The sequence below is a fragment of the Pseudobutyrivibrio ruminis CF1b genome, assembly GCF_000424005.1.
Classification (GTDB): Bacteria; Bacillota; Clostridia; order Lachnospirales; family Lachnospiraceae; genus Pseudobutyrivibrio; species Pseudobutyrivibrio ruminis_C.
The window spans coordinates 64926-89466 of record NZ_AUJB01000016.1 but is presented as its reverse complement, the minus strand read 5'-3'; the positions used below and the strand labels follow the sequence as shown (position 1 = coordinate 89466).

Here is a 24541-nt window from a genome sequence, read left to right as displayed (position 1 = left end):
AAAACTCTTCTATGTGAACTGCCCTTTGAGAATGGTTAATTCAGGCAGTTTACATCAATATAAAATTAGTGACTTGCAGCGTACTCTGAAGCCCAACCATCAACGAATGCTGTAACAACATCGTCCCATGAACCTGTACCAGCTGCATAAGCTGTAAGAGCTGAACCTACACCGTTCTTCCACTCTTCAGATGGCATTGTTGTAAAGTTCCAAGAAACTGGAGTCTTGCCTGCCTCTGTGTATGCTCTATCATTAAGAACGAAAAGGTTTGTTGTATCTGCTGCCTTCTTGAAAGGAATAACACCAATCTGCTCAGAAAGCATCTTTGTACCTGCATCAGATGTTACCATCCATGTAAGGAAATCAATTGTTGCCTGAATATCTTCCTCAGAAGCCTCTGAGTTTACACACCAGAAGTTCTCTGTACCTGTGCAAAGACCCTGATTCTTCTCATCGCCAGCACCAACATAGATAGGGATCATAGCGAGCTCATCATCTGTCATGCCCTTATCTGTAAGGTTTGCATACTCCCAAGAACCATTCTGATAAAATACAGCCTGTCTGTCAGCGAATTCGTTCTCAGCATCATCGCCTGTCTTTCCAGCAAGGTCAGCTGGCTTGCATGTAGCGTTATTGATGTAGAGATCCCAAATTGCCTTGTAGTTATCAAGGTACTTGCCCTCGATAGCGTCTGTAGAATCGATGCCCTTATCCTGATATTCGAAGTAAATTGGAAGGTTTGCAAGGTGTGTCTTGAATCTCCAGTCAGAAGAACCATCCATACCTGCTGATGTAAATGCTGCGAATCCAAGCTCATCCTTGCGAGCTGTAATATCCTCTGCAACTTTCTTTAAATCATCAAAGCTCTGAATATCCTCAAGTGTGTAACCAGCCTGCTCAAGAAGCTTTGTGTTTGTGATGATACCGTAAGACTCGATAACGTATGCAATACCAGCAACTGCATCATCATTGTAAAGTGCGAATGAATCGCTTGTAAGCTCATTGTAAAGTGATGAATCCTTAAGGTCATAGCAATAATCTGCCCAGTTTGCAAGACCTACAGGGCCATTAACCTGGAATAATGTAGGAGCCTCATCCTTTACGATTTCAGATGAAAGTGTCTCCTCATATGTACCAGAAGCTGCTGTGATAACAGTTACAGGAACGCCTGTCTCCTCTGTGTACTGCTTAGCAATCTCCTGCCAAGCCTCATCTGCCTCTGGCTTGAAGTTAAGGTAGTAAACCTTTCCACTTGCTCCATCAGTTGATGCAGAATCCCCTGCTGAATCTCCTGAAGCGCTTGAACCACAGCCTGCGAATGTAGCAGCTGCCATCATTGCGATTAACCCCAGTGCCAATACTCTCTTTCTCTTCATTTCTTACACTCTCCTTTTTTGAAGTTTAAAATTTTATGTTTCTCATCCCTATATTCGATAGGAATGTTAAAACCAATTTTTAAACTTCTCGGAAGGACTCACCTTCTCGTAACGTGGTGGACAGTAAGATGTGCTTGTGATTCTTTTTACCTTTAATAATATCTACCACAAGCTTCACTGCCTCATCACCCATTTCTTTCATAGGCTGACAGAGAGTGCTCAAAACCGGATTCATATACTCAGAAGCCTCAATACCATCGATTGCAATTACTGCTACATCACCCGGTATTGATTTTCCAGCCTCTCTAAGGGCTTTCATAGCGCCCATAGCCATATTATCCGAGATGGCAAATACTGCCGAAAAGTCGTTATTCTGTTTTAACCATGCTTTCATGCCCTCATAGGCATCAGCGATGTTGTAACTATTTATAGGAATGATGAGATTCTCATCAAGTTCTATCCCAAAATCATTAAGTGCTCGCTCGTAGCCGGCGAATCTCACCTGGCTGACTGAGCCATCATCTGGACCTGAAAGAAGAACTGCAATTCTTCTGTGCCCCTCTTTAAAAAGATACTCAACTGCTTCATATGCAGCCTGATTATCATCTATACAAACACTCGAATAATCTGATTTATCAAGTGTTCCGTACTGGTTGTTAAATGTACAGCAAACAAATGGCACATTTATAGCTGAAACCTGCTCCTTAGTGTAGTTAAGTCTTCCTCCAAGGAAGATAAGACCAAGAAGCCTCTTATCCCTTTCCATTCTGGCTGCTGCCAGGATTTCATCATCTGAGGTGCCAATCTGCTGCATCACCATTGTGTATCCAGCCTTCTCAATCTTGTCGGCAATCTCAGTAATAATCATTGTATAGAATGGATTAGAAATACCTCTTACCACCAGTCCAATGTTGTCTGAAGATGATTTTCCCAAATCTCTCGCACTGGTATTAGGTATGTAATTGTATTCGTCTACTACAGCAAGGACCTTTTCCTTTGCTGTCTCACTGACATCTGGGTGATCGTTAAGGACACGTGAAACCGTGCTAACGCTGACCCCTGCCAGCTTAGCTATGTCTTTGATTGTCATTTGTTTTCCTTCCATTGCATATAAATGCTTTTTTACATGGGGCCTAATCCATGTTATTTTGGAAACGGTTCTGGGAACGTTTCCAGTTCATGATAAAATCATAGCCTACTGACCTGTCACAGTCAATAGGCTATAAACATTTCGCTTTTTATAACAAATTTAATCCACAGTTGTCGTGCACATTTTACAAAATAATTCTTTTAAGTGATTTTTATATCCTTTTTGTGTCTAGGGCTAGCGCCGCCTGATCTTTTATTACAATATATTGCCGTCAATCCATGCCTAGTCATGACCTTTTATCATAAAATACCCTAGAAAACCTATACTTTCGTTAGCTTCTGATAAAATCTTGCTGCCTTTCTCGCTTGCACCTCTTATTTATCAATTTCCCATTCTCCACTCCGCATATCTTCATCGTCTATTGATAAATCCCAATAAATTCTATAGCCTTGCACCTTATTTTTATCAATGGCCAATGAGAAACCAATGCTTCCCAGCTGTGTTTCTGATAAATATCATTTACAGGCCGGCAAAACTATACATTTTTATCAGAGCCCAACGAGAAATCAAACCTTAACCACCGTCGTTTTGATAAATGAATTTCAACCATAAAAAGAGATCCAGATGTCTCTGGATTTCTTGCATCACAACTTCATCGTAGCTATAATAGCCTCCGCCTCAGCATAGGAAAAAGGATTATCCTGTGTCTCAAATGAAAGGAATAGGTTTTTTCCTGGAATCAAACCATTCTGATAAAGGACTTTCAATTTCATGTACACTCCTCTTGCGTAGTCCACATCATCCATCCTGCCTAAGTGCTCCCAATATAGGATGGATTTAGTATGAGGATTTAGGATTGTGAAATCTGGATAAAATTTATTTTCTCCAATAATAAGCTCAGCTTCATATCGATAAGGTATCCCCGCATGACTTAGTGCCATAGATATGAATACTTCTGATTTAGAACGGACATATTTACCATCTGGGCAGCAATATTTTAATTTCTCCGGATAATTAGGATTGGTGTTATATTTTTCATTGCGCCATTCTTCTATGCTTCTTACATTGCCGATGTTATTAGGTAAAAGTTCGAAATACCCAGGATCCTCCACAAACCATTTCAACTTTGATTCAGCATTTGAAAACTCAGAAACCGCATTTTCTATATAGTATTTCTTTTCTAATAAAGCTTCTCTTTCAAGAGTTATCATCTGCTTTTTTGCGTACTTTTCTGCAAGCTTCCTATTTTTCTTTGGTATGTATATATATTTAGATTCCTGAATTAGATACCATCTAAAGGATCCATTATTTTTATATACTTTCAGCTCACCCTCAGGGAATCTGGACAATTCTTCTTCTATTTGTAAAAGTCTGGAATCTATATGCTGTAATTGATTTTCTATATAAATATCGATACTTCTGTACCTCCTAACTCTATATTTTGTTTGGTGTAAAAAGTGGAAATATTTGTGTGAACCACAAAAGAAATATATGCATACGAAAAAAAGACTTAACTACAATAGCATCTCTTCTGGATGAAATCAAGAAAAAGTTATTTTTACCAAATCAATAATTTATCTTTGCGCATTTTATAATGTTTTCATCTCGACTCTTATTATTCAAAAAACCTAACTTCCACATCAAAAAAGGAGCCCCAAATATGTGGAGCCCCAATAAAATCAATATTTATATGAAAATATTATCTAGGTGCAATGAGAGTATTTAAATCTACTCCTACCATTGCGCTTGCCTGTGCCACGTATTCTGGCTCTGCAGCGTGTTTGTAGTAATCATAAGATGGCTTGTGAGTGTTGCCATAGCGCATAAGTCCAAATGCGAGGCCCTGTGGAACCTCGATGACTGGATCATCCTTCTCGCGGGAAAGAATGAAGCCATCGATGTGACTGTTGTTATTTACAACAAGCATCGCATATGTAATAGCTGCGCATTGGACTTCTTCCCCCTGTGAAGAGGTGTAGCCCTGCTCTGAAAGTTTCACTGTACGTACTGCGCCGGAAGGTGAAAGCAACTCTGGCTGGCTAAGGAAATCTGTTACCACATCTATATTATATACAGATACAAATCTTGTACCCTGATTACGCTGAATGTTGGCTGTTGGCACCCAAGGTGTTGCAGATGTCAGTGGATAATTGTATGCGTGGAAAGCAAGTCTCCAGTCGATATTTCCCTGAGCTCTGATACAGTTGTTGAACTGGGTAATAAATGCCTTTGCACCATGAACTGTTTTCTCGTTGAGAGCCCAGTGATGGTCTGTACAAATATATACGTTGGCATTTGCATTTTCTGACTTAATCGCATTGTAGAGAACGCGGAATGCATTAGCGTACTCCTGAGCATATACTGGAAGATTTCCACCGCAGCTCATGTAGTTCCACTCATTCCATGCATTAACCTCGTTACCAATAATGAAATTATCTACTCTGGCATTCATACTAAAATATGAACGTGTGAGCCATCTCTGAGCGATGAATGAACCTGCTGCTGCAAGCAACTCAATACCTTCAGTTGATGTAGCATTGAGACCATAATAGTTGTGCTTACCAAGACCATTTAAAGCATATGGGCTGATGAATTCACCCTGTGAAGCCTGGTCTACAAGAAGAATCATTGTAACCTGAACACCCTGCGAATTAAGACGTCCAAGGTAATTATCAAAAGCTGTAATGTAACGTGTGTCAAAGTTGTATGTCTTTCCGTTGTAAACATAAGGCACACCTGAGCCACCTGAAATCTTTGAAAGTGGAAGGGATACTGTTGCCTGCTTTACACCAAGGTCTGCAAGTGTACGCATACCAAGGTTGTCCATGCTGGCATCTGTAAGGATACCCTTCTTACCATTGTCCATTCTAGGAACAGCTCGAGAACCGCAAGCCTCTGGGTTGGTGATATACATGCTGTTTGAAGCAGCTGTAAGAGCTCCGCCCTTCATAACGCAAACTGTAAACTTCTTATATAAAACAGAAGCTGCTGAATTCTTATTTAATGGGAATGTGAAATTTGCTGCTGCGGCAACTGGAGCCTGAGCAACCTCCATACCTACATTGCCTGCCTGATTTGGGTCAGATGCAATAAGGTGATAGATTCCATCATCAGATGCTGTCTGTCCTGAGGCTGCAACTACAACATTGCCGCCTTCAATAACTGCTCCGCCAATAGCTACGCCACTGGCTGCCTCTGCTGTGAGACCAGGCCCTCCAGCAAAAACTGTAACAACAAGTGCCACTACCATTAAAACACTTGTAAGCTTCTTGAAAACTTTCATAATTCATCCTTTCATTATCTAGGTGTGATAAGTGTAGTAAGATCAACTCCTGCTGCTGCATTTGCCTGAGCAATCATATCCGGTGCAGTTGGGTTCTGATAGAATGCGTATCCCATCTTCTGCGAACCGTCCATATTGCAAAGTCCATAAGAAAGGCCCTGTGCCAATTCTTCTGGATGATCCATTTCACGAGTAATAATCAAACCATCGATATATCTGTTGTTCTCAGCTACAAGATTTGCATATACAAGTGATGCTGCCTGAAGTGCTTCGCCCTCGTGGCTCACATATCCAACCTCAGACATCTTTACTGATCTGACAGCTCCTGTTGAAGAAAGCATATCAGGTGTGCATAAGAAATCTGTAAGTACATCTATATTTGCTACTGTAACGTAAGGAGTACTCTGGCTGTGTGAAACGTTCTTTGATGTCTCCCATGCTCTTGGCGCATAAAGTGGAGCATTGTATGGATGAACTGCTACTCTCCAGTCAACATTTCCTTCGCTCTTAATAATGCTGTTGAGCTTTGTGAGGAATTCTTTGCCTGAAATATAATAAGAAGCCTCTGCTCTAGCCCACTGGTGATCGATACATGTGTAAACATTTGCTGTAGCATTTTCTGACTTAATTCCGTTGTACATAATACGGAAAGCCTTGGCATATTCCTGCATGAAAATATCATTTGAACCACAATTCATGTAGTTCCAAAGCCACCATGCATTTACCTCATTACCAATGATAAAGTTATCAACCTGGCCATGACCTGTTCCGCCATAGTGTCTTGCAAGGAAAGATGCTGCATCCTGAAGTGCTGTGATACCTTCAGCTGTGTTTGCGTTCATTCCATAATAATTGTGAGCGCCTAAGCCATCATAAGAATATGGATTGATATACTGCTGTGGTGAAGCTCCATCAATAAGGATAATTACGTTAACCTGCATACCAAGTCTGTTGTATTTCATTACTGAATAATCATATCCAGCTAATCTTCCAATCTGGGAAATAGGGATATTTAAATTAACCTGCTTTGCGCCAAGGGCTGCTGGCTGGTTTTTGTCAGCAACTGACTTTAACAACTCAGGAAGAATTCCCTTCTTTCCAAAATCCATACGGCCTGGTGCCAAAGATGCACATGCTTCTGGATTTGTAATATACATGCTGTTTGAAACAGGCTTAAGAGCTCCGCCTGACATTACACAAACAGTAAACTTCTTATATAACATAGAATTTGCAGTGCCCTTTGCAAGAGGTACTGTAAATGTTGCTGCCGCAGATACAGCTGCCTGAGCCACATCTGTTCCAGCTGGTGCAACCTGATTTACATCTGAAGCAACAAGATGATACATGCCATCATCTGAAGCTGCAGTTCCCTGTGAAACAACGGCCACGTTGCCACCCTGTATTAAAACACTACCAATTGCAACACCAGCTGCTGCAGCTGTTGTCTTAGCTGCTTTAGCCTCAGCGGTAAGGCTAGGTGCTGCTGCAAATGTAGTAACCATAAGTGTCAAAACAAGTGCGATACTAGCAATCTTTTTAAACAATTTCATATAACCAATACTCCTTTCACATTCAACCCTGTGATTCTCCCCCGCAATAAGGGAGCATATCAAATATACATTGGAATTATAAAAAATGTGTGAATAAATATTTGATTGGCAAAATATAACACAAACAATTCACATTTAGAATCCCTATTCCTGTGAAATGTTTGTGAAAAACAAAAAAGCCTGTGGATATACCACAGGCCTATAAATCTATTGATTATTATTTTGATATTTTCCACTCTTCTACATCTACTACTCCCAAGGTAGTGATTCTTAGGGCTGGAATTACTGGAAGTGCCGTAAAACTCAGGGTCATAAAAGGGTCGATGCCTTTTCGTACCCCGGCAGCATATGCTGCTTCATGAATCTCAACCAGCCTCTCTTTTGCATTTTTCGCAGACTCAGAGCTCATCAAACCTGCCACCGGCATAGAGTATGCAGCCTGCACCTTTCCATCACTGTAAACCAGGGCACCGCCATTCATATCTTTCAAGGCATTAATACCTGCAGCGATGTCCTCATCTGAGGTTCCAATGGCAATTATGTTGTGACTGTCATGGGCAACAGAAGTAACTATGGCGCCATTTTTCAAACCATAACCATGAATAAAACCAACGCCTACGTGACCGGTATTTTTATGTCGTTCCACAACAACAGCTTTTAAAATATCTGCCTCAACATCTATCTCCTTAGCCATTCCCTCTCGGGTGGTATAGAGCTGTCCATCCACAATGCCAAGGACTGGAATCTCTTTTTCCACATTCAACATCTGCACAGTGATTTCCGGCATATGGAAACTGTCCATTGCTTTAGCCTTTAACTCAGGAGAAATAGTGCTGCGGCAATGAGTCTCAAGATAATCATCGGTAAGCTCATTTCCTTCTTTATATACGCTGTGAATATCTACAGTCTCCACATCATTAAGCACCACAAAATCCGCTAAAAATCCAGGGACAATCGCGCCTCTGTCTCGCAATCCTATATAATCTCCGGCTGTGTAGGCTGCCATTTTAAAGGCAATCGCAGGATCTGCTCCCAGCTTAATTGCCTTTCTTATAATATTATCAATATGGCCATCATCCATGATGTCATTTATATGTCTGTCATCAGTGCAGAACATACTGTGAGATGCATATGGCTCTTTGCAAAGGTCAATCAAAGCCTCAAGATTCTGAGCCGCTGTGCCTTCGCGAATCATAATCCACAGGCCAAGCCCCAGCTTTTCCATTGCTTCATCCAGGTATGTACATTCATGGTCTGAAAGTACTCCTGCAGCCGCATAGGCCATCAACTGATTTCCCGTCACAGCAGGTGCATGTCCATCTATACGGCTTCCGTTTTCGATTGCCGCATATGTTTTGTCCAGCACGTCCTTTTTTCGTGACACTACACTATTAACATCCATTACCTCCGCAATTCCGCGGACTCTTTTATTTTTAAATAATGGCACCATATCCTGAGCCATAATGGATGTAGCCGACTCATCAAATTCGCAGGATGGTACACAGGATGGAACCATAAAAAATACGTCCAGCGGAAGTTCTTCGGTAGCCTCCAGCATAAGATTAATTCCGTCCACTCCCATAACATTGGCTATTTCATGTGGGTCAGTGAGAATAGCTGTGGTGCCATGTTTTAAAGCTTCCTTGGCAAAAATCTCTGGGATGACGGTAGTACTTTCAATATGAATATGGGCATCAATAAATCCCGGAACAATTGTCTTTCCGGTCATATCGATTTCCTTTTTCCCCTGGTACTTTCCAATTCCTGCAAAGGTTCCATAAGCGATTGCTATATCGCCTTTACGAAACTGATTTGTAAAAACATCCAAATACGATACCTTCTTTAGCACAAGCTCAGCCGGCTTTTCGCCACTTGCAACAGAAAGAAAGTCCTCATACTCTGCCCTTGTCATGTTCTTCTGTTGGTAATTCATTATATAATTCTCCTATGTGCACAAAAAGGCCCAAGGGAAATTCCCTCGAGCCTTTAAAACTACGCTTTTGCCCTGGCAATCTCCTCTTCAAGCCATGCAATAACATCATCCAAGCCTTCACCAGTCTTACCGCTTACAAAGAAAATCTTTGCATTTGGGTTCAGCTTCAATATTCTTTCTGTAACCTTTTCCTTGCTGAAATCAAAATAATCCAGCGTATCAATCTTATTAATAAGAACCACATCACTTATCTCAAACATAAGTGGATACTTAAGTGGCTTATCATCTCCCTCTGGAACTGATAAAAGCATAAGGTTCTTATTTGCTCCAACATCAAACTCCGCTGGACACACAAGATTTCCAATGTTCTCTAAAATAAGAAGATCGAAATCCTTTGTATCATACTCCATAAGGGCGCGACTGGTCATATCTGCATCGATATGGCAAAGTCCCATGTTGTGAATCTGAATAGACTGCACACCTGTGGCATCAGCTACGCGCTGCGCATCGATGCTTGTCTCGATATCCACATCCATCTCGCCAATCTTATATTTACCTTTCATTCTGTTGATGATAGCAGAAAGCGTGGTAGTCTTTCCTGAGCCAGGACCTGACATTACATTTACAAAAAATGTGCCCTGGTCTTTCATCTGCTGACGAATGGCTGCGGCAGCAGCTTCGTTTTCAGCGAAGACGCTCTCTCCAATTTCAATTACTTTTACTTCACTCATTAATTATTTACTCCTTAAAATACCCTTTGAAATATATTAACTTATAAGTATAAAAAAAGCCAGCGAGTTGTTCGCTGGCGTTATTTTCGGGGAGTGCGACCAAAGTTGCCCTTGGTCGCTGAGTTATGAAAAATTTGGTATTAGCTTTTCGCTAGTACGATAAGTACTATAACATGTGCGGCGCGTTTCCGCAAGATATTTTTTCATATTTTTTTCACAAAATTGTATTTTCCTTGTATTTTGAGTTTGTAACGCCTAACCTAATACACAGGGTGTGTATTATTGTTGAAAATCCGGCATTACCAAGGCTTGCAACCCGTTATGCAAAACATCTTATCAGGTATGTAAAACTCATCATGTTCTATGAAAATGCGGCTTCCAAAATCAATATCTTTCGTAATGTTTTCGTAATTATTTCGTAATAATACCTCTTCATCCCACTGTGGTCTGTCCAGCGTACTGATTGTCAGCATATGGTAAATGTCATGACATTCATCTTTCAGACTATCTGAGATTTTGCTGTGAGCAAGATTCTCTGGACTCTTGAGATTATGGGCTCCCTTGGCGTACTCAGCATCGAAATTAATTAGAATTCCGCCTTTTTTCAGCACTCGGTTCCACTCACAATAAGCATCTATAGGATGTGGAAGTGTCCATGTAAGATTGCGGGAAATGACAACGTCGAAGGTCTCATCCTCGAAATCAAGCTTCTCTGCATCACCGGAAACTGCTCTTACCTGAGAGGAAACTAAACCGTATATCCGAATCATTTCATTAGCTTTTGCAACCATCTCCTCTGTCAGATCGATTCCTGTGACCTGGTGTCCCAGTCTTCCAAGAATAATCTCGAAGAAACCTGCTCCACAACCAACATCTAATATCTTAAGACTTTTGCCCTTTGGAAGAAGCTTCACTATCTCTTCTGTCCAGCGGGCTGCCTTATTACTTTCTATCTCATCATGACGGAGTTCGAAGAAGCTCTCGGCACGCTTAGTCCAGTAGCACTCCACTTTCTCCTTTATGTTCTCTGCCTCCTCCTCGAAGGCAATATGATGTAACTCACCCATCGTTAATTCCTAACTAACTCCACCAATGTGGAGAACAACTATTTATACTGTACCCTTAATTAATTTCACCATAAAAAGTGGTGTAGATTTATAATTTACTAATTCCTTTTGAGAATAAACCTGCTGGCCCACGTCCTCCTGGACTGTGACATTACCAACATTTAACCCTGTGAGATACTCCAAATCCCACTGTGGACGAAGCTTTGCTGTGAGAGGCATCTGGCCTGCGATAACTTCCATCTTGTCAAAATTTTCCCCGATGTTGTAATCGCCATATCCTTCCTCTGCCACATTCTGGCGGTCCTCAGCAAAGGCTGCACGCTTTTCTTCATCTATAAGGTATCTGTACCAGTTGGCATCAAAAACCATCATGAGACCACGTGGCTTTAACACGCGGCTCCACTGCTGATATGCCTTTGACGGATCTGGAAGATTCCAGGTAAGATTTCTGGAGATAACCACATCAAAACTACAATCGTTAAATGGCAGCTCCATAGCATCACCCTGAACAAACTGAATCTGTTCTGCAATATCCCCTGCATTCCCCTTTGCCTCAGCAAGCATAGTCTCCGCGAAATCAAAAGCTGTGACCCTGTATCCAGCCTCAGCAAGGATGATAGAGATAAACCCTGGCCCTGCACCAATATCGATGATGCTGATGTCAGATGGCTGTCTTCCAGGAAATACTGCCGAAATCTCTTTAGACAAAAAAGACGTCCAAGTATTTCTTTGGACGCCTGATAATTCTTCTTTATTAACTTCCGAATAACCTGCTGCCCTCTGTAACCAGTAGGCTTTGTTCTCCTTTGTTAAATCCGCGTTCATACCGCAAAGTATACCACACCTGTCCATTATTCCCAACCACAGTTACAGAATAGAGTCCACTAATAACTTAGTATACTCAGCCTGTGGATTATTGATGATATCATCTGGTTTTCCCTGCTCTACAATCTCACCATCATAAAGCACTATCACCCTGTCGCAAAAGCTCTGTACCAAAGCCAGATTATGACAGATAAAAATAATACTTAAATCTCTTTTTCTGCGAAGCTCGTCCAAAAGCTCAATAATCTGTTTTTGGACTGTTACATCAAGTGCGCTGGTAGCCTCATCGCAAATCAGGATTTTTGGCTCCACTGCAAGAGCTCTGGCAATTGCTGCTCGCTGACACTGTCCACCGCTGACCTGATGTGGGTATTTGGTGGCAAAATCAGGTGTAAGACCAACCTTTTCCAAAAGCTGTGCCACTATTGTAGCTGCCGCTGATGGTGAAATTCCTCTGTTTCTTAACGACTCATCAATTCCGTAGCCAAGAGTCTTTCTTGGATTGAAAGATTCCACTGGATTCTGAAACACCATTTGAATATTGCTATAGAGACCAAGTGGATCTTCACATCTTTGCTTTTGAATATCATTATCGCATATACGAATTTCACCAGAAGTAGGTGAAATCAAACCAGTGATAAGTCTTGCCACGGTACTCTTACCACTTCCAGATTCTCCAACTATACCAAGAGTCTCGCCACGCTCCAAAGTAAATGATATGTCTTTTACTGCAAGAGTGTCAGCGCTGCCGCGATTTATGAAATTTTTGCTTACATTTTTAACAGTAATCATTTCTTCCATTAAACAATCTCCCGACGCTTCTTAAGTCTTGGTACTGCCGACAGCAGCATCTTGGTGTAATCATTTGTTGGATTGTGAAGGATGTCCCAGGCTGGCCCGTATTCCATCTTATATCCATCCTTCAACACAAGAACTGTGTCAGCCATGGCCGATGCCACGCTGATGTCATGTGTAACTATAATAATGGCTGTTCCAAAAAGCTCTCTGAGAGCAAGCATCTCATCCACCACCTGCTTTTGAACCGCCACATCAAGGGCACTTGTAGGTTCATCTGCAAAAAGGATTGATGGATTTAAAAGCATGGAAATTGCTATTCCCGCTCTCTGATTCATTCCACCTGACAGCTCAAATGGATAACTGTTCCAAATCTTTTCTCCATCCTTGAAGCTAAGCTTTTCAAAAAGCTCAATTGATTTGGCTTTGGCCTCAGCCTTGTTTACTTTTCCATGGGCACACATACTTTCAAGTATCTGGTCCCCGATAGTTCTAATTGGGCAAAGTGAACCTTTTGCATCCTGAAAAATCATTCCGATTTCGGCACCGCGAATCTGTCGCAGTTCCTTCTCTCGAAGTGATAAAAGATTAGTTCCTTTATAGCTAATCTCGCCCTTGGTCACCTTACCATTGTCGTTCAGCAGCCCTAGCGCAGAGCGAATCAGCGTGCTTTTTCCACTGCCTGATTCGCCTACAAGAGCCAATATCTCCCCTTCATGTAAAGAGAAGCTAATGTCGTGAACAACGGGGCACTTCTCGAAGGAGATTTCTACATTTTCGTAAGTTAATAATGAATCCATATTATTCGATATCTAAATCTGCTGTGAACTCGTAGTAATCACTTGGGTGTGCCTCAAGTCCTACTACGTTTGATTTCATAATCATGCTCATACGAAGGAATGAGCAGAATATGAATGCATTGTCATCAAGAATTTCCTGCTGCATCTTGATAGCGATATCACCTCTGGCATCTGCATCAAATGTTGAGTTCATTTCCTCTGCAAGCTTCTGAATCTCATCGCTGTGATATCCGCCACGGTTCTTTGATGAGTCATCTAAACAATGTGTTGTGAAGAAATACATTGGGTCGCCGATACCGCATGTAACGAATGCAGCTGCGTATACATCCCACTGATCCTTCTCAGCAACGATTGTTCCATGGTCTGCAGTAACATTTAACTGGATATCAAAACCGATATCCTTAAGAGTGGCCTGGGCACTTTCTGCAAGAAGTGGAAGCTCCTGACGGCTAGGATAACTAATCCATCTGATTGTAAGAGTCTTTCCATCCTTCTCTCTGATTCCATCTCCATCTGAATCAACCCAGCCTGCTTCCTCAAGAAGAGCCTTAGCTGCTTCTGGGTCATAGCTTTCTGTCTTGACTACATCGCCACCAAATGTGAAGTTCTCAGGGAATGCGCCAACGCCAACATAGCCATAACCATTTAGTAACGTATTTACGAATCCCTCTTTGTCGATACCCATAGCAAGTGCCTGGCGAACTGCATCATCCTTAATTACAGGTGAGTTGTAGTTCATCTGGCAATAGAAAGCACGACTTGTAGGTGTACCTGTGAATACATAATCATCATTTTCAAATAATGGGTAGTTTGCATACGCCATACCATATGCCGCATTAATGTCACCATTCTGAAGTGCAAGTGCAAGTGTATCGCCATCTGTGATAGTAAGAACAGTGATTTCATCCATCTTTACTTCACCATTCCAATAGTTATCGTTCTTTACAAGATTAAGGTGATCACTTGTAACAAGCTCTGTACATACGAATGGACCTGTACCTACAACGATGCCATCAGCATTTCCAGCCTCAACATCGATTACGCATCCATAAGGATCGCAAAGGTAATTCATAAGTGTAGGCTTTGGTGTCTGTGTCTTGATTGTAAGAGTCTGACCATCAGCCTCAATTGTATCGATTGCAAGGTCGCCTGCTGCTCTCTCATGAACAGCTACAAGGTCCTCGATGCAAGCCTTTACTGCTGCTGCATCTACAGCCTTACCATTTGAGAATGTAACACCATCCTTAATGACAACCTTCCATGTAAGTTCATCTACATTTTCAAAACTCTCAGCCACCCATGGCTCAAGCTCCATATTGTCGTTGAATTTAAATAATGTCTCACCAACGCCGTAACGAATGCATGCCCATCCACAATATGTATCATGTGGATCAATGTTTGCCTCCTCGTTTTCAGCATTAAATGTTGTGTCGCCAAAAATAAATGTCTTTTTGCCATCTTCTGTCTGTGTGTTATCTGTGGCTGAGCCTGACTCAGTCTTTGATGCTCCACAGCCTGTGAATGCCGCTAATGTAAGCGCCATTGCAAGACATACTGCAACTGACTTTTTTAATCCTTTCATATTTCATACTCCTTTCTCTATATGGCGCGGTTACTTAGGATCAAAATAATCCCTAACCGTATCACCCAACAAATTGAAAATTACTACCGAGACGAAAATTGCAAATCCCGGTGAAAGTACCACCCATGGATAGGTCTGAAGCATGCTTCGTCCGTTTGACATCATGCTTCCCCACTCTGCAACAGGTGGCTGGGCTCCAAGTCCTAAAAATGAAAGACCTGCAAGTTCCATCATCATTGTTCCTATATCTAACATGGATGTGACCAATATTGGTCCCATGATATTAGGCAAAATATGGCGAGTGATAATCTGTATTGGACTATCTCCTGCCAGCCTTGCTGCCTGGATGAAGGATAATGCCTTCACGGATAATGTCTGGCTTCTGGCAACTCTCGAATATTTCGGCCAGCTTATAACCGCCAGGGCTATTACTGCATTTACGATTCCACCTCCCAAAAGGGCTGCCACAGCAAGGGCAAATACTAGCCCTGGAAAGGCCAGAAAGAAATCTGATATTCGCATTACCACTGAATCGATTTTGCCTCCGCAATAGCCGCATATGACGCCTACAGCGGTACCGAATATTGTAATGATGGCAACCAATGCCAATGTTGATAAAATGCTGGCTCTGGCGCCAATGATGACTCTTGAAAACATATCCCTGCCATAGGTGTCTGTTCCCATAAGATGCTCCGCTGATGGAGCGTTGTAGCTAAGGGATAAATCCTGTGCATAAGGGTCATATGGACATAGCCTGTCAGCAAATATGGACACAAGAATCAGGGCAGCTGCCATTATCGTAAATACGATAAGTTTTTTACTTGGCTTCTTAATCATTGCATGTGTCCTCCAATCTGATTCGTGGGTCTAAAAGCCTGTATGATAAATCTGTAATCAGATTAACTGTCACGTAGATAATTGCCATCCACATAACATAGGCCTGAATGATTGGATAGTCGCGCATGTTGATGGCATCTACCGCCATCTTACCAACACCATCCCACATAAAAATGGATTCCACTATGGCTGTTCCACCAAGAAGACTTCCTATGGAAAGCGCGAGCAATGTGATAATTGTCACAAGGCACTCTCGAATTACACTTTTCCAGAGAATCACTGGAAACTTCACGCCGCGGGATTTTGCTCCCAATATGTAATCCTTGCTAAGCTCATCTAAAACTGTGGCACGGACCTGTCTTAAATACTTTGCACTCATGGCAATTGCCAGTGTAAATGTAGGCATAGCCACGCTACCAAGGGTCATATCTTTGGAAATGATTGGAAACCAGCCCAACTTGATTCCAAGCAAATACATCAACACCAGGGAAACAAAAAAGTTTGGCATACTGTTACCAATAAAGCTGATGAATCTGATTAAATAATCCCAAAATCTGTTTTTATAAACTGCTGAAATTATGCCGAGTGGGATTGAAATTACTATGGTAAGTAAAATAGATGTAACTGTAAGAAACAGTGTGGCAGGCAGCTTGGAAATGAATGTCTCAAAAACATCCTTTCCTGAAACGTAGCTTACGCCCATGTCTCCATGGAGCAGCTTTCCGAACCACACAAAATATTGAATTAAGAAAGGCTTATCCAATCCCAGTTCTGCCTTTGCCGCCTGAAGCTGCGCCTCTGAGACCACCTGCCCTGTGTTAAGCATCTTCTGCTCTACAACATCGGAGCCAGCCAGTCTCATCATTGCAAAGGACAAAAATGTGATTGCAATAAGTATTGGAATCAACTGTAAAATACGTTTTATACTATATTTCAAAAAAGAATACCTCTAAATAATCATCACCATTTCATTAGACACCTTAGTGTACCTTCTGCCTGTGACAGATTCAAGAAATTAGAGAGATGTAAGGCATTCATAAAAAGAATGGTGATATTCTTGTCGGGAATATCATAAAAATACAGCAGGTAATTTCTTACCTGCTGCATACTAGAAATGGGGTTTTATTAGGTTTTTGTACTTTAATAGGTTTTACGATTTATGAAAAGTTTATGGGAAAAGCTTGCTTAACCAGCCAAGAATAGTCTTTACAACCTTAACAACTACCTTAACTACCTGCTTGATTACTGTGATAACCTGCTCAGGTGTAGGAGTTGGTGCTGGTGTTGGCTTAACCTCTGGAGTTGGTGTTGGTGTAGGTGTTACTACTGGTGTAGGAACTGGAGTAGGCTCAACTACTGGTGTTGGCTCTGGGTCTGTTGGGTTGCTTGGACTTGGCTCAACTGGAGCTGGCTCTCCTGACTCACCTGGAGCTGGTGCTGGTACTGGCTCATCACCATCCACCTCTACTAACTCGATATCATCAATATAAACGTCATGCTTTTCTGTAATTCTGATTCCATCTACAGATCCCATTGTGATGTTGAATCTTGTATTAGAATCTGTCTCATTCTCCATTGTGAATGTGTGAGTGAACGTCTTCCACTCTGGACCGATTTCTACAGAACCTGTGCCGCTGTAGTTTGTCCAGTTACCTTCAAATTCCTGGAGAGAGTACTTGATTACTCTATCGATAGTTGACTTTGCTCTGAATGAAACCTTGTATGTCTTGCCCTTCTCAAGATTTACACCATCCTGATTGAGCTGTACATACCAGCAATTGTCATCTGTATCTGCAACTGTATCTTCGATTGTCATAGCAAATGTGTTATCGTTTCCGTTCATGTTATCGATAACATAATTTGCACTTACTGAATCGTAAATGTATGGGCTGAATCCAGCAATACCTGCATTGAATGAACCATTCTTGATAAGAGCTGCCTCTGTGAAGAATACATTATCAAGATAGTATGTGCCTGGCTTTGTGAAACGAAGCTCTACATTTGATTCTGAGCGATCAAGGTTGTTCTCAACTACAACCTTCTTTGCGAAGTGCTTAAGTGAATCTGTAAGCTCAGGTGTTACCGCATGACCTGCAACGCTTACTGTGATTCCATCCTCAGCGCCATCTTCTGTATAAGCATCAAAGCTGATTTCGTACTGACCTGCTGCGATTGGTGAAAGCTCGCTCTGGCTGATTACGATTGGCTTCTTTGCACTTGTGCCCTTAGGTGCAACCACCTTGAGCATACGTGAATTCTTCTTATTTGTAACCGAAACTGCATCCTTGTCATTGTCATCAATATCCCAATATCCAAGTCTGCCCTCGCCCTGGTCAAATCCACCGTTGTAAATGTAGTTGCCATCTGGACGAATTTCCTTTAAATCTCCATCATCAACTGTCTCGCCTGACTTGTGAACAAGCTTAACATTTGAAATAGTAACTGCTGCTGTTGAGCCCTGCTTACCAAGGTTGAACTCAAGTGCTGTGTTAGCATCAGTCTTGTCATTCATTGTGAATGTGTAAGTGTAAGACTTCTTCTTTGTGCCAACCTTAACAGATGTATCCTGCATGTAACGTGTCCATCCTCTGTCTGGACCTTCAACATCAACAATAATATCTCTGTCTTCATCTGCTACAGCATCAAATGTGAGCTCATACTCCCAACCCTTGTACATTGGGATGCCAGCCTGCTTAAGCTGTACACTGTGATTCTGTGAACCTACTGCAGATGGTGTGATCTTAATCTTGTTGTTCTTTACCTTGTAAGTAGAGTCCTTAGCGTCGCTCTCAAGATGAAGTACCCAGTTATCTTTGTCAGCATCCTCTGCTCCGTCGAAAGCAATATCTTTAGAGAAATCACCATTTCTTACATAGTTACCTTCCTCATCTGGCTCTCTGTAAGTTACAGGCTCCTTTTCAGGACGCTTGCACTTAGCTTCTTCCTCTGCGTACTCTTCTTCTGACTTCTGATATACACGAACATAATCAACATCGTAGCTGTCGTCGTTCATGTGTGCATAAACATCATCATCTGGATATCCTACCCAGCTACCACCTACCGCAAGGTTTAAGATAACGTAGAAATCCTGATCAAATGGGGCTGGATAAGTGAGCTGACTTGCCTCATCTGCGCCTGTGTACCAGTCGTTAGTTGTGTAAACCTGCTCATCATCCACGAACCATGTAATCTTTCCTGGCTCCCAATCCATTCTGAATACATGATACTCATCAGCGAAGTCATTCTCCCTTAATGTCTTGCTGCCCTGATTCTCCTTATGGCCACTTCCCGCACTGTAACCATAATGAATTGTATGATAAGACTTTGTTGTATCCTGGCCCATTACCTCCATGATGTCCATCTCGCCACATTTTGGCCACTGGCCGTAAAGTCCCTCATCTGTTGCCATGAGCCAGAATGCTGGTAAGTATCCCTTTCCTGAAGGAACCTTTGCTCTGGCCTCAAATCTACCATATGTAAAATCGTGCTTGTTCTGTGTTGTGATACGTCCAGAAGTGATTTCTCTTCCACCGGCTGATGACGAACCGCCTGCTAAAGCTGAACCTTCGATTGTAGCTGTTGTTCCGCCGTACCATGCCCAGCCGTTGTCTGGATCAAGTACACTTACCTCTACACCTCTGTCTGCAGAAGCTGCTGTATCCATTGAGAATGCATAGTGATGATCCTTCTTAAGCTCAATGCCTGACTGCTGAAGCTGGATATGCCAGTTCTCATCACCAGAATTCTTAATCTCGATTACAGCCTTACCATCCTCGAATGAGCAAGAACCTTCACCTGGGCTGTTAAAGCCACAGTTCCACTCACCGTTCTCAAAATTTCTATCTGAAAGAACCTGAACATCATCTGTTGTATCTACAAGAGAGATGTTTGAAACCTTAACTGTAGCTGGTGCTACACCTGCGTCTCCAAGAGATGCAATCTTACCGAAATTTACTTGAAGAGCAATACTGCGTGAATCCTCTGCACTAAAATCAAAATCAAACGAAACATTTGTAATCTTCTCCTCTGCTGTCTCATCTTCAACTTCATCTGAAGTCTCTGACTCTGTTACGTGTGGCTTTAATGATAACTTTCCGTTCTTTACTTCGATATTCCCCTCATCAAGTGCTGTGTATCTCTGAAGCTCAGAGTTTACCCAGCCTGGTTCGTGCTGCTCTACGTTCCAGTCTGATGTGTTAAGTGAATCCCCCTCGAACTCGTCATTCCAAACAAGGCTGTAACCTTCGTCGGAATACTTGTTGGCGATGGAATTACTTGATTTTGCCTGTACCCCCATTGGCAAGCTTGTCACTGCCATAGCGGCTGACATTGCCAATGCGTAGGCTTTAAACCATTTTCCCTTTTTCATGCCATTTTCTCCTCCTTCATTAACATGAATATATGTATAGCTTAGGAGAATACATATCAAATTTATATCGAAATTAGATATTTTTTATCAAATCCATTCAAAGCATTTTTCACAAAAATAAAGACCTGTGGCTATGCAATTTAGCTACAGGTCTTGTAATTTTTATTATGGCTAGCACAGGTCTGTGACTGTAATAGCTGCTACCTTTATCAAATCTGCTGGAGCAAGCTCAATCTGGAATCCTACCTTGCCAGCACTGACATAGATTTTCTCATAGGTCGTTGCGGTCTCGTGGATGAAGGTCTTAAACTGCTTCTTCATTCCTATTGGTGAACAACCTCCATGCACATATCCTGTGAGAGGAAGCAGCTCCTTCTGCTTAATCATGCTGACAGATTTTTCTCCTGCTGCTTTGGCTGCCTTTTTAAGATCAAGTTCTTCCTTAACTGGAATGACAAACACGTAATAAGTATTTGTCTTGCCCTGTGTTACAAGAGTTTTGAAAACATGCTCTGGCACCTCACCCAGAGTGGCTGCAATCTCCTCACCAGTCATTGTGGCATCAGGCTCGTAAGAATATGCTTCATACTGGATTTTCTTTTGGTCCAGCACTCTCATAACATTTGTTTTGTCATTTGCTTTCATGATATTACCTCATTATTACTTTCTGTAATAACCCCTCAGCTGCCAGAATTATTTCTTTCTAGTTACAAGTAAGTATCTGTGAATTGTACCTTCCATCACTCCATTTTTATCAATGATTTCCTGCATCTCAAGAAGCTTGTCAAAGCACTTCTTTACAGAGAATCCTGGGAATTCCCACTCGATAATGTGAGCAAACCAAACGAAGGCTCCCACATCATAAAATTTGATTGGTCTGTAGGCTTCTTCAGCCTGAATAATTTCAAAACCTGCTTCCTCAAACTTCTTTTTCTGTATCTCAAGCTTGAGCTCTGGGAAAGGAAGTGGGGTATCTGGAAGAACAAACTCTACCAAATCTCTGTCATTATCTGCACCAACCTGCTCTGTGATAAACACTCCGTCTTTCTTAAGAATTCTGGCTGCCTCTGCTGCATTAAAATCACCGTGACGATTGATGTAAATGTCGAAGCGGTCGTTCTCAAATGGGATCTTATCTGCATCATCACATGCCTTGAAATCAATTCCAAGTGGGAGAAGTCTCTCCTTACAAAGCTCCACATTTGGTGGATATCCCTCTGTGGCAGCTGTGTTCTCATATGGGTGCTCAAGTGAAAGTAAAAACTCTCCACCACCTGTATCAAAATCTAAAAGCTGCATATCGTTTTTACGATATTTGTTTAATACCTCATCATACTCCCATGGAAGATCTTCCTCCTCCTCATAGCGGCCGTGAATATGAGAAAAATCCCATCCATGAATGTGAGCAATCTTCTCCTCCTCTAACCATTCTTTTCTCAACTGTTCAATTCTTGCCGAATCCATGTTGCCTTTGTGTCTCCTTTTGTCTCTATATTTTAGTCTTTATTTTGTTCTTCTTCTACTGGCGCATCCTCCACCAGCTCAAATCTGTCATCAGGCTGCTTGCATCTTGGACATACATCTATATCCCTGATGCTTTTGCCTTCTTTTTCTTCATCAAAAATGTACCCACAAACTCTACATCTGTACACTGCCATAGTAACCCCTCCCCTGTGATTCATTTATACTACCTGCAGCCTGCTTTGCTATTACAGATAGTAAGATTTTTTCTTCTTTTACTACCTATAGTTCATTTTCTGCCTCAGGCAGTAAACTTTTTTATTCCTCCTACTACCTAAATCTTGTTTTATGTCATAGGCAGTAATTTTTCCCCAGCTTGTTACTACCTCTCAGATTCTATTACAGTTTAGGTAGTAATATTAATTTTATTTTTTACTATCTACATCCTACTTTTTAACTCAGGTAGTAGATTCTTCTCATCTTTCTACTACCTATAAAAATCTCTCTGATGCAGGTAGTAGATTTCATTTTTTCTATTACTATCTATATCCTATTTTCTATTCTAGGTAGTAAGTCTCATCATAAATATTACTACCTAGCTTTTTATTTCTCTTTTGGGTAGTGGGAATGCTTTAACTTTCCCAATATCTCACTCTCTAAAACCTGTTTCCTCCTGGAATTATCCAAATAATAAATGCACTCTTTTTCCTGATTTGGAACTATGCAGCTATCATCCCACCCATGGAGACTACATAAAGCCTTGTTGAATTCATAATGTGATACCGGCTGCTCTTCTGAAATGTTGAGAACCCCAACATAGTCACTGCTGATTAACTCAACTATGGCTGCTGCCAGTTCATTTACTTCCACAATGCTGAAAATAATATTGTCAGCCCTGACATATTCTTCTCCAGAATCCAAATGCTCTTTTAGAGCCTTGCTTCTGACATCCATTTCTCCATATGGATTAATTCCATAGATGCTGCCAGGCCTTACTATGCAATAATTCTCCAGATTCTGTATTACTTTTTCTGATTTAATTTTACCATTAAAGTAATGATAATTGTACATATCAGATGTTCTTATAAGAGGTGTCACATCCTCAGACATTTTTTCTTCAAGAGCTACTGAGGTTGATAAAAATATCAGGCGGGCCGCACCAATATGCTGGCACAATTTCGGCATAACCTTATCTGCAATCTCTTCTTCCAGATTATGATTCATTACAGTCCAGATAATCGCATCCGGCTGAGAAGATTCCAGTATAGAAATAAGACTTTCCACATCTAACACATCCAGCTGCTGCATTCCATCAACTGGCTTGGAATTATATGTACCTATGACATCATTGCCTGCTTCTTTAAGCAAATGATATACAGTTTTGCCTAAAAATCCGCTTGTCCCAATTACTAAAACTTTCATTATTATCCTCTTAACAACTCTCTAGCCTCGTCCATGCTGATGCAATTAGCAAATCTATCATGCCACAAAAACTTATTATGGTAGTTATAACAAGTTTCCTTATCCATGTATTCATTATCAGAAGTTGAATTTGCATACTCTGGAACATAGATTTCAAAGCCTAAATCAAATGCTGTTTTTATGGTGGCATCTATACAGAAATTTGTCATAAGTCCCACTATCATAAGAGAATCTTCTTTCTTCTCTTTGAGATAATCATACAAATCTGTAGATGGATGAAGTGCACTGTTCACAGCCTTAGCGAAAATTCTTTCAGAAGCCTCAGGTGCAAACTCATCATAGATTTCATAGTCTACATCACCTACAGAAAATCCTGTTCCAGGTCCGTCATCATGCTGAACAAAAACTACCTCAACACCATTTGCTCTTGCCAACGAAATCAGCTTTTTGACATTTGCCTTAAATTTCTCAAACTTATAGAGTCTATCATCTGTGATTCCCTTTTGAGTATCTATAACTAACAGTGTCATTTCTACCCCTCCTTAACCAATTCCAAGTTCTTCAAGAGCCTTTTCCCAGCACTCATCTGGGGTTAGGTACCATGGCGATTTATATTCATCTATTTCCATAGCCTTACTCAATGCTGTGCCCTGAGAAATTTCCCCGGTACGAAGAACATGAATCACAGATCGACTCCAGAAAGGTGCGTACTCCATAAGCTCAGACTGGCGAATCTCTTCCTCTACTTTGTCCACATCCATTGGAAGAGTGATAAAGTCATATTTCCACTGGCTTCCATCTGATTCCAGCATGAGATACTTGGAGCTCTCTACACTGTTCATTGGAACTCCCACTGAACCTGCATTCAAAACCAGCTTGTCAGAATCAAGCACCACGCCCTGCACATGAGAATGTCCACAAAGGATATATTTCTCATGATAATTTTCAACAATCTCCCTTGTCTTTTCATCATTTGGAAGTAGCTTCTGTCTGTTGTTTTCTGCTGAGCCATGACATAAAAGCACAGGTTCCATTCCCTGTATTACCACATGTCTTGAAATAGGAAGACTCTCAAAGAAATCCAAATCTTTCTGCTCAATATACTTATAGCAATACTTCATGGCACCTACTGTGCTGTTTCCATCTATCCACTCACAATCCGGATTGTACTTTCTATCAAGCCAATAATTTTCCTTATTGCCTCTTATGAAAACACAGTCATTTTCTTCCTTAAACTTATAAAGAATCTCCATGGTCTTCTGTGGATATGGAAATTCCCCAAGATAATCCCCAAGGAACCAAAACTTTTCTGCTCCACGATCCTTAGCATCCTGCAAACAATTTTCCAGAGCATGATAATTTCCGTGTATATCAGATAGAACTGCTACTTTCATATTATTCCCCCTATTTATGCCTGTAA

At 41.4% G+C, this 24541-nt stretch carries 21 protein-coding genes; all 21 read right to left on the bottom strand.

What is annotated here, in order from left to right; all coding sequences use genetic code 11:
- Positions 1–65: 65 nt before the first annotated feature.
- Positions 66–1376: an ABC transporter substrate-binding protein gene (locus G592_RS0113105; protein ID WP_028248215.1), complete on the bottom strand. Its 1311-nt coding sequence runs from the start codon at positions 1374–1376 to the stop codon at positions 66–68.
- Between the two features lie 79 nt (positions 1377–1455).
- Complete coding sequence (locus tag G592_RS0113100) at positions 1456–2466, bottom strand: LacI family DNA-binding transcriptional regulator (protein WP_036952991.1); 1011 nt, start codon at positions 2464–2466, stop codon at positions 1456–1458.
- Between the two features lie 644 nt (positions 2467–3110).
- Positions 3111–3815 (bottom strand): hypothetical protein, encoded by a 705-nt coding sequence (locus G592_RS17190; protein ID WP_051194927.1) that lies wholly within the window; start codon positions 3813–3815, stop codon positions 3111–3113.
- 350 nt (positions 3816–4165) lie between these two features.
- The gene (locus G592_RS0113090) at positions 4166–5749 is read right to left on the bottom strand and encodes a DUF5722 domain-containing protein (protein ID WP_028248213.1); all 1584 of its coding nucleotides are present in this window, start codon (positions 5747–5749) and stop codon (positions 4166–4168) included.
- A gap of 14 nt (positions 5750–5763) precedes the next feature.
- Complete coding sequence (locus G592_RS0113085) at positions 5764–7299, bottom strand: DUF5722 domain-containing protein (protein ID WP_028248212.1); 1536 nt, start codon at positions 7297–7299, stop codon at positions 5764–5766.
- A 217-nt stretch (positions 7300–7516) separates the two neighbouring features.
- On the bottom strand, positions 7517–9232 hold the full coding sequence (ade, locus tag G592_RS0113080; RefSeq protein ID WP_051194926.1) for an adenine deaminase: 1716 nt from the start codon (positions 9230–9232) through the stop codon (positions 7517–7519).
- A gap of 59 nt (positions 9233–9291) precedes the next feature.
- Positions 9292–9963 carry a hydrogenase nickel incorporation protein HypB gene (gene hypB, locus G592_RS0113075; RefSeq protein ID WP_028248210.1) on the bottom strand — a complete coding sequence of 224 codons (672 nt, stop codon included), beginning with the start codon at positions 9961–9963 and terminating at the stop codon, positions 9292–9294.
- Positions 9964–10262: 299 nt separating this feature from the next.
- The gene (locus G592_RS0113070) at positions 10263–11030 is read right to left on the bottom strand and encodes a class I SAM-dependent methyltransferase (RefSeq protein ID WP_051194925.1); all 768 of its coding nucleotides are present in this window, start codon (positions 11028–11030) and stop codon (positions 10263–10265) included.
- A 42-nt stretch (positions 11031–11072) separates the two neighbouring features.
- The gene (locus G592_RS0113065) at positions 11073–11855 is read right to left on the bottom strand and encodes a class I SAM-dependent methyltransferase (RefSeq protein ID WP_028248208.1); all 783 of its coding nucleotides are present in this window, start codon (positions 11853–11855) and stop codon (positions 11073–11075) included.
- A 42-nt stretch (positions 11856–11897) separates the two neighbouring features.
- Complete coding sequence (locus tag G592_RS0113060; protein ID WP_028248207.1) at positions 11898–12656, bottom strand: ABC transporter ATP-binding protein; 759 nt, start codon at positions 12654–12656, stop codon at positions 11898–11900.
- The gene (locus G592_RS0113055; RefSeq protein ID WP_036952986.1) at positions 12656–13450 is read right to left on the bottom strand and encodes an ABC transporter ATP-binding protein; all 795 of its coding nucleotides are present in this window, start codon (positions 13448–13450) and stop codon (positions 12656–12658) included. Before G592_RS0113055 ends, G592_RS0113060 begins: the two co-directional genes overlap by 1 nt.
- A 1-nt stretch (position 13451) precedes the next feature.
- Positions 13452–15032, bottom strand: coding sequence for an ABC transporter substrate-binding protein (locus G592_RS0113050; protein WP_028248205.1), 1581 nt, complete (start codon positions 15030–15032; stop codon positions 13452–13454).
- A gap of 30 nt (positions 15033–15062) precedes the next feature.
- Complete coding sequence (gene nikC, locus G592_RS0113045) at positions 15063–15869, bottom strand: nickel transporter permease (RefSeq protein WP_028248204.1); 807 nt, start codon at positions 15867–15869, stop codon at positions 15063–15065.
- Positions 15862–16806, bottom strand: coding sequence for a nickel ABC transporter permease (nikB, locus tag G592_RS0113040; protein ID WP_028248203.1), 945 nt, complete (start codon positions 16804–16806; stop codon positions 15862–15864). The genes nikC and nikB overlap by 8 nt, the downstream gene beginning before the upstream one ends.
- Before the next feature lie 231 nt (positions 16807–17037).
- Entirely contained in the window at positions 17038–20238 is a 3201-nt protein-coding gene (locus G592_RS17185; RefSeq protein ID WP_051194924.1) for a carbohydrate binding domain-containing protein, read from the bottom strand.
- Between the two features lie 171 nt (positions 20239–20409).
- Entirely contained in the window at positions 20410–20883 is a 474-nt protein-coding gene (gene ybaK / locus G592_RS0113030) for a Cys-tRNA(Pro) deacylase (RefSeq protein ID WP_196801847.1), read from the bottom strand.
- Between the two features lie 48 nt (positions 20884–20931).
- A complete protein-coding gene (locus G592_RS0113025; RefSeq protein ID WP_028248201.1) occupies positions 20932–21702 on the bottom strand; it encodes a methyltransferase domain-containing protein in 771 nt (256 codons plus the stop codon).
- 32 nt (positions 21703–21734) lie between these two features.
- Positions 21735–21896, bottom strand: a complete 162-nt coding sequence (locus tag G592_RS17630; RefSeq protein WP_155942211.1) for a rubredoxin-like domain-containing protein — start codon at positions 21894–21896, stop codon at positions 21735–21737.
- Between the two features lie 406 nt (positions 21897–22302).
- Entirely contained in the window at positions 22303–23121 is an 819-nt protein-coding gene (locus G592_RS0113015) for a sugar nucleotide-binding protein (RefSeq protein WP_028248200.1), read from the bottom strand.
- Positions 23122–23123: 2 nt separating this feature from the next.
- Positions 23124–23651 carry a cysteine hydrolase family protein gene (locus G592_RS0113010; RefSeq protein WP_028248199.1) on the bottom strand — a complete coding sequence of 176 codons (528 nt, stop codon included), beginning with the start codon at positions 23649–23651 and terminating at the stop codon, positions 23124–23126.
- Positions 23652–23663: 12 nt separating this feature from the next.
- Positions 23664–24515 (bottom strand): metallophosphoesterase family protein, encoded by an 852-nt coding sequence (locus tag G592_RS0113005; protein ID WP_028248198.1) that lies wholly within the window; start codon positions 24513–24515, stop codon positions 23664–23666.
- Between the last annotated feature and the right edge of the window lie 26 nt (positions 24516–24541).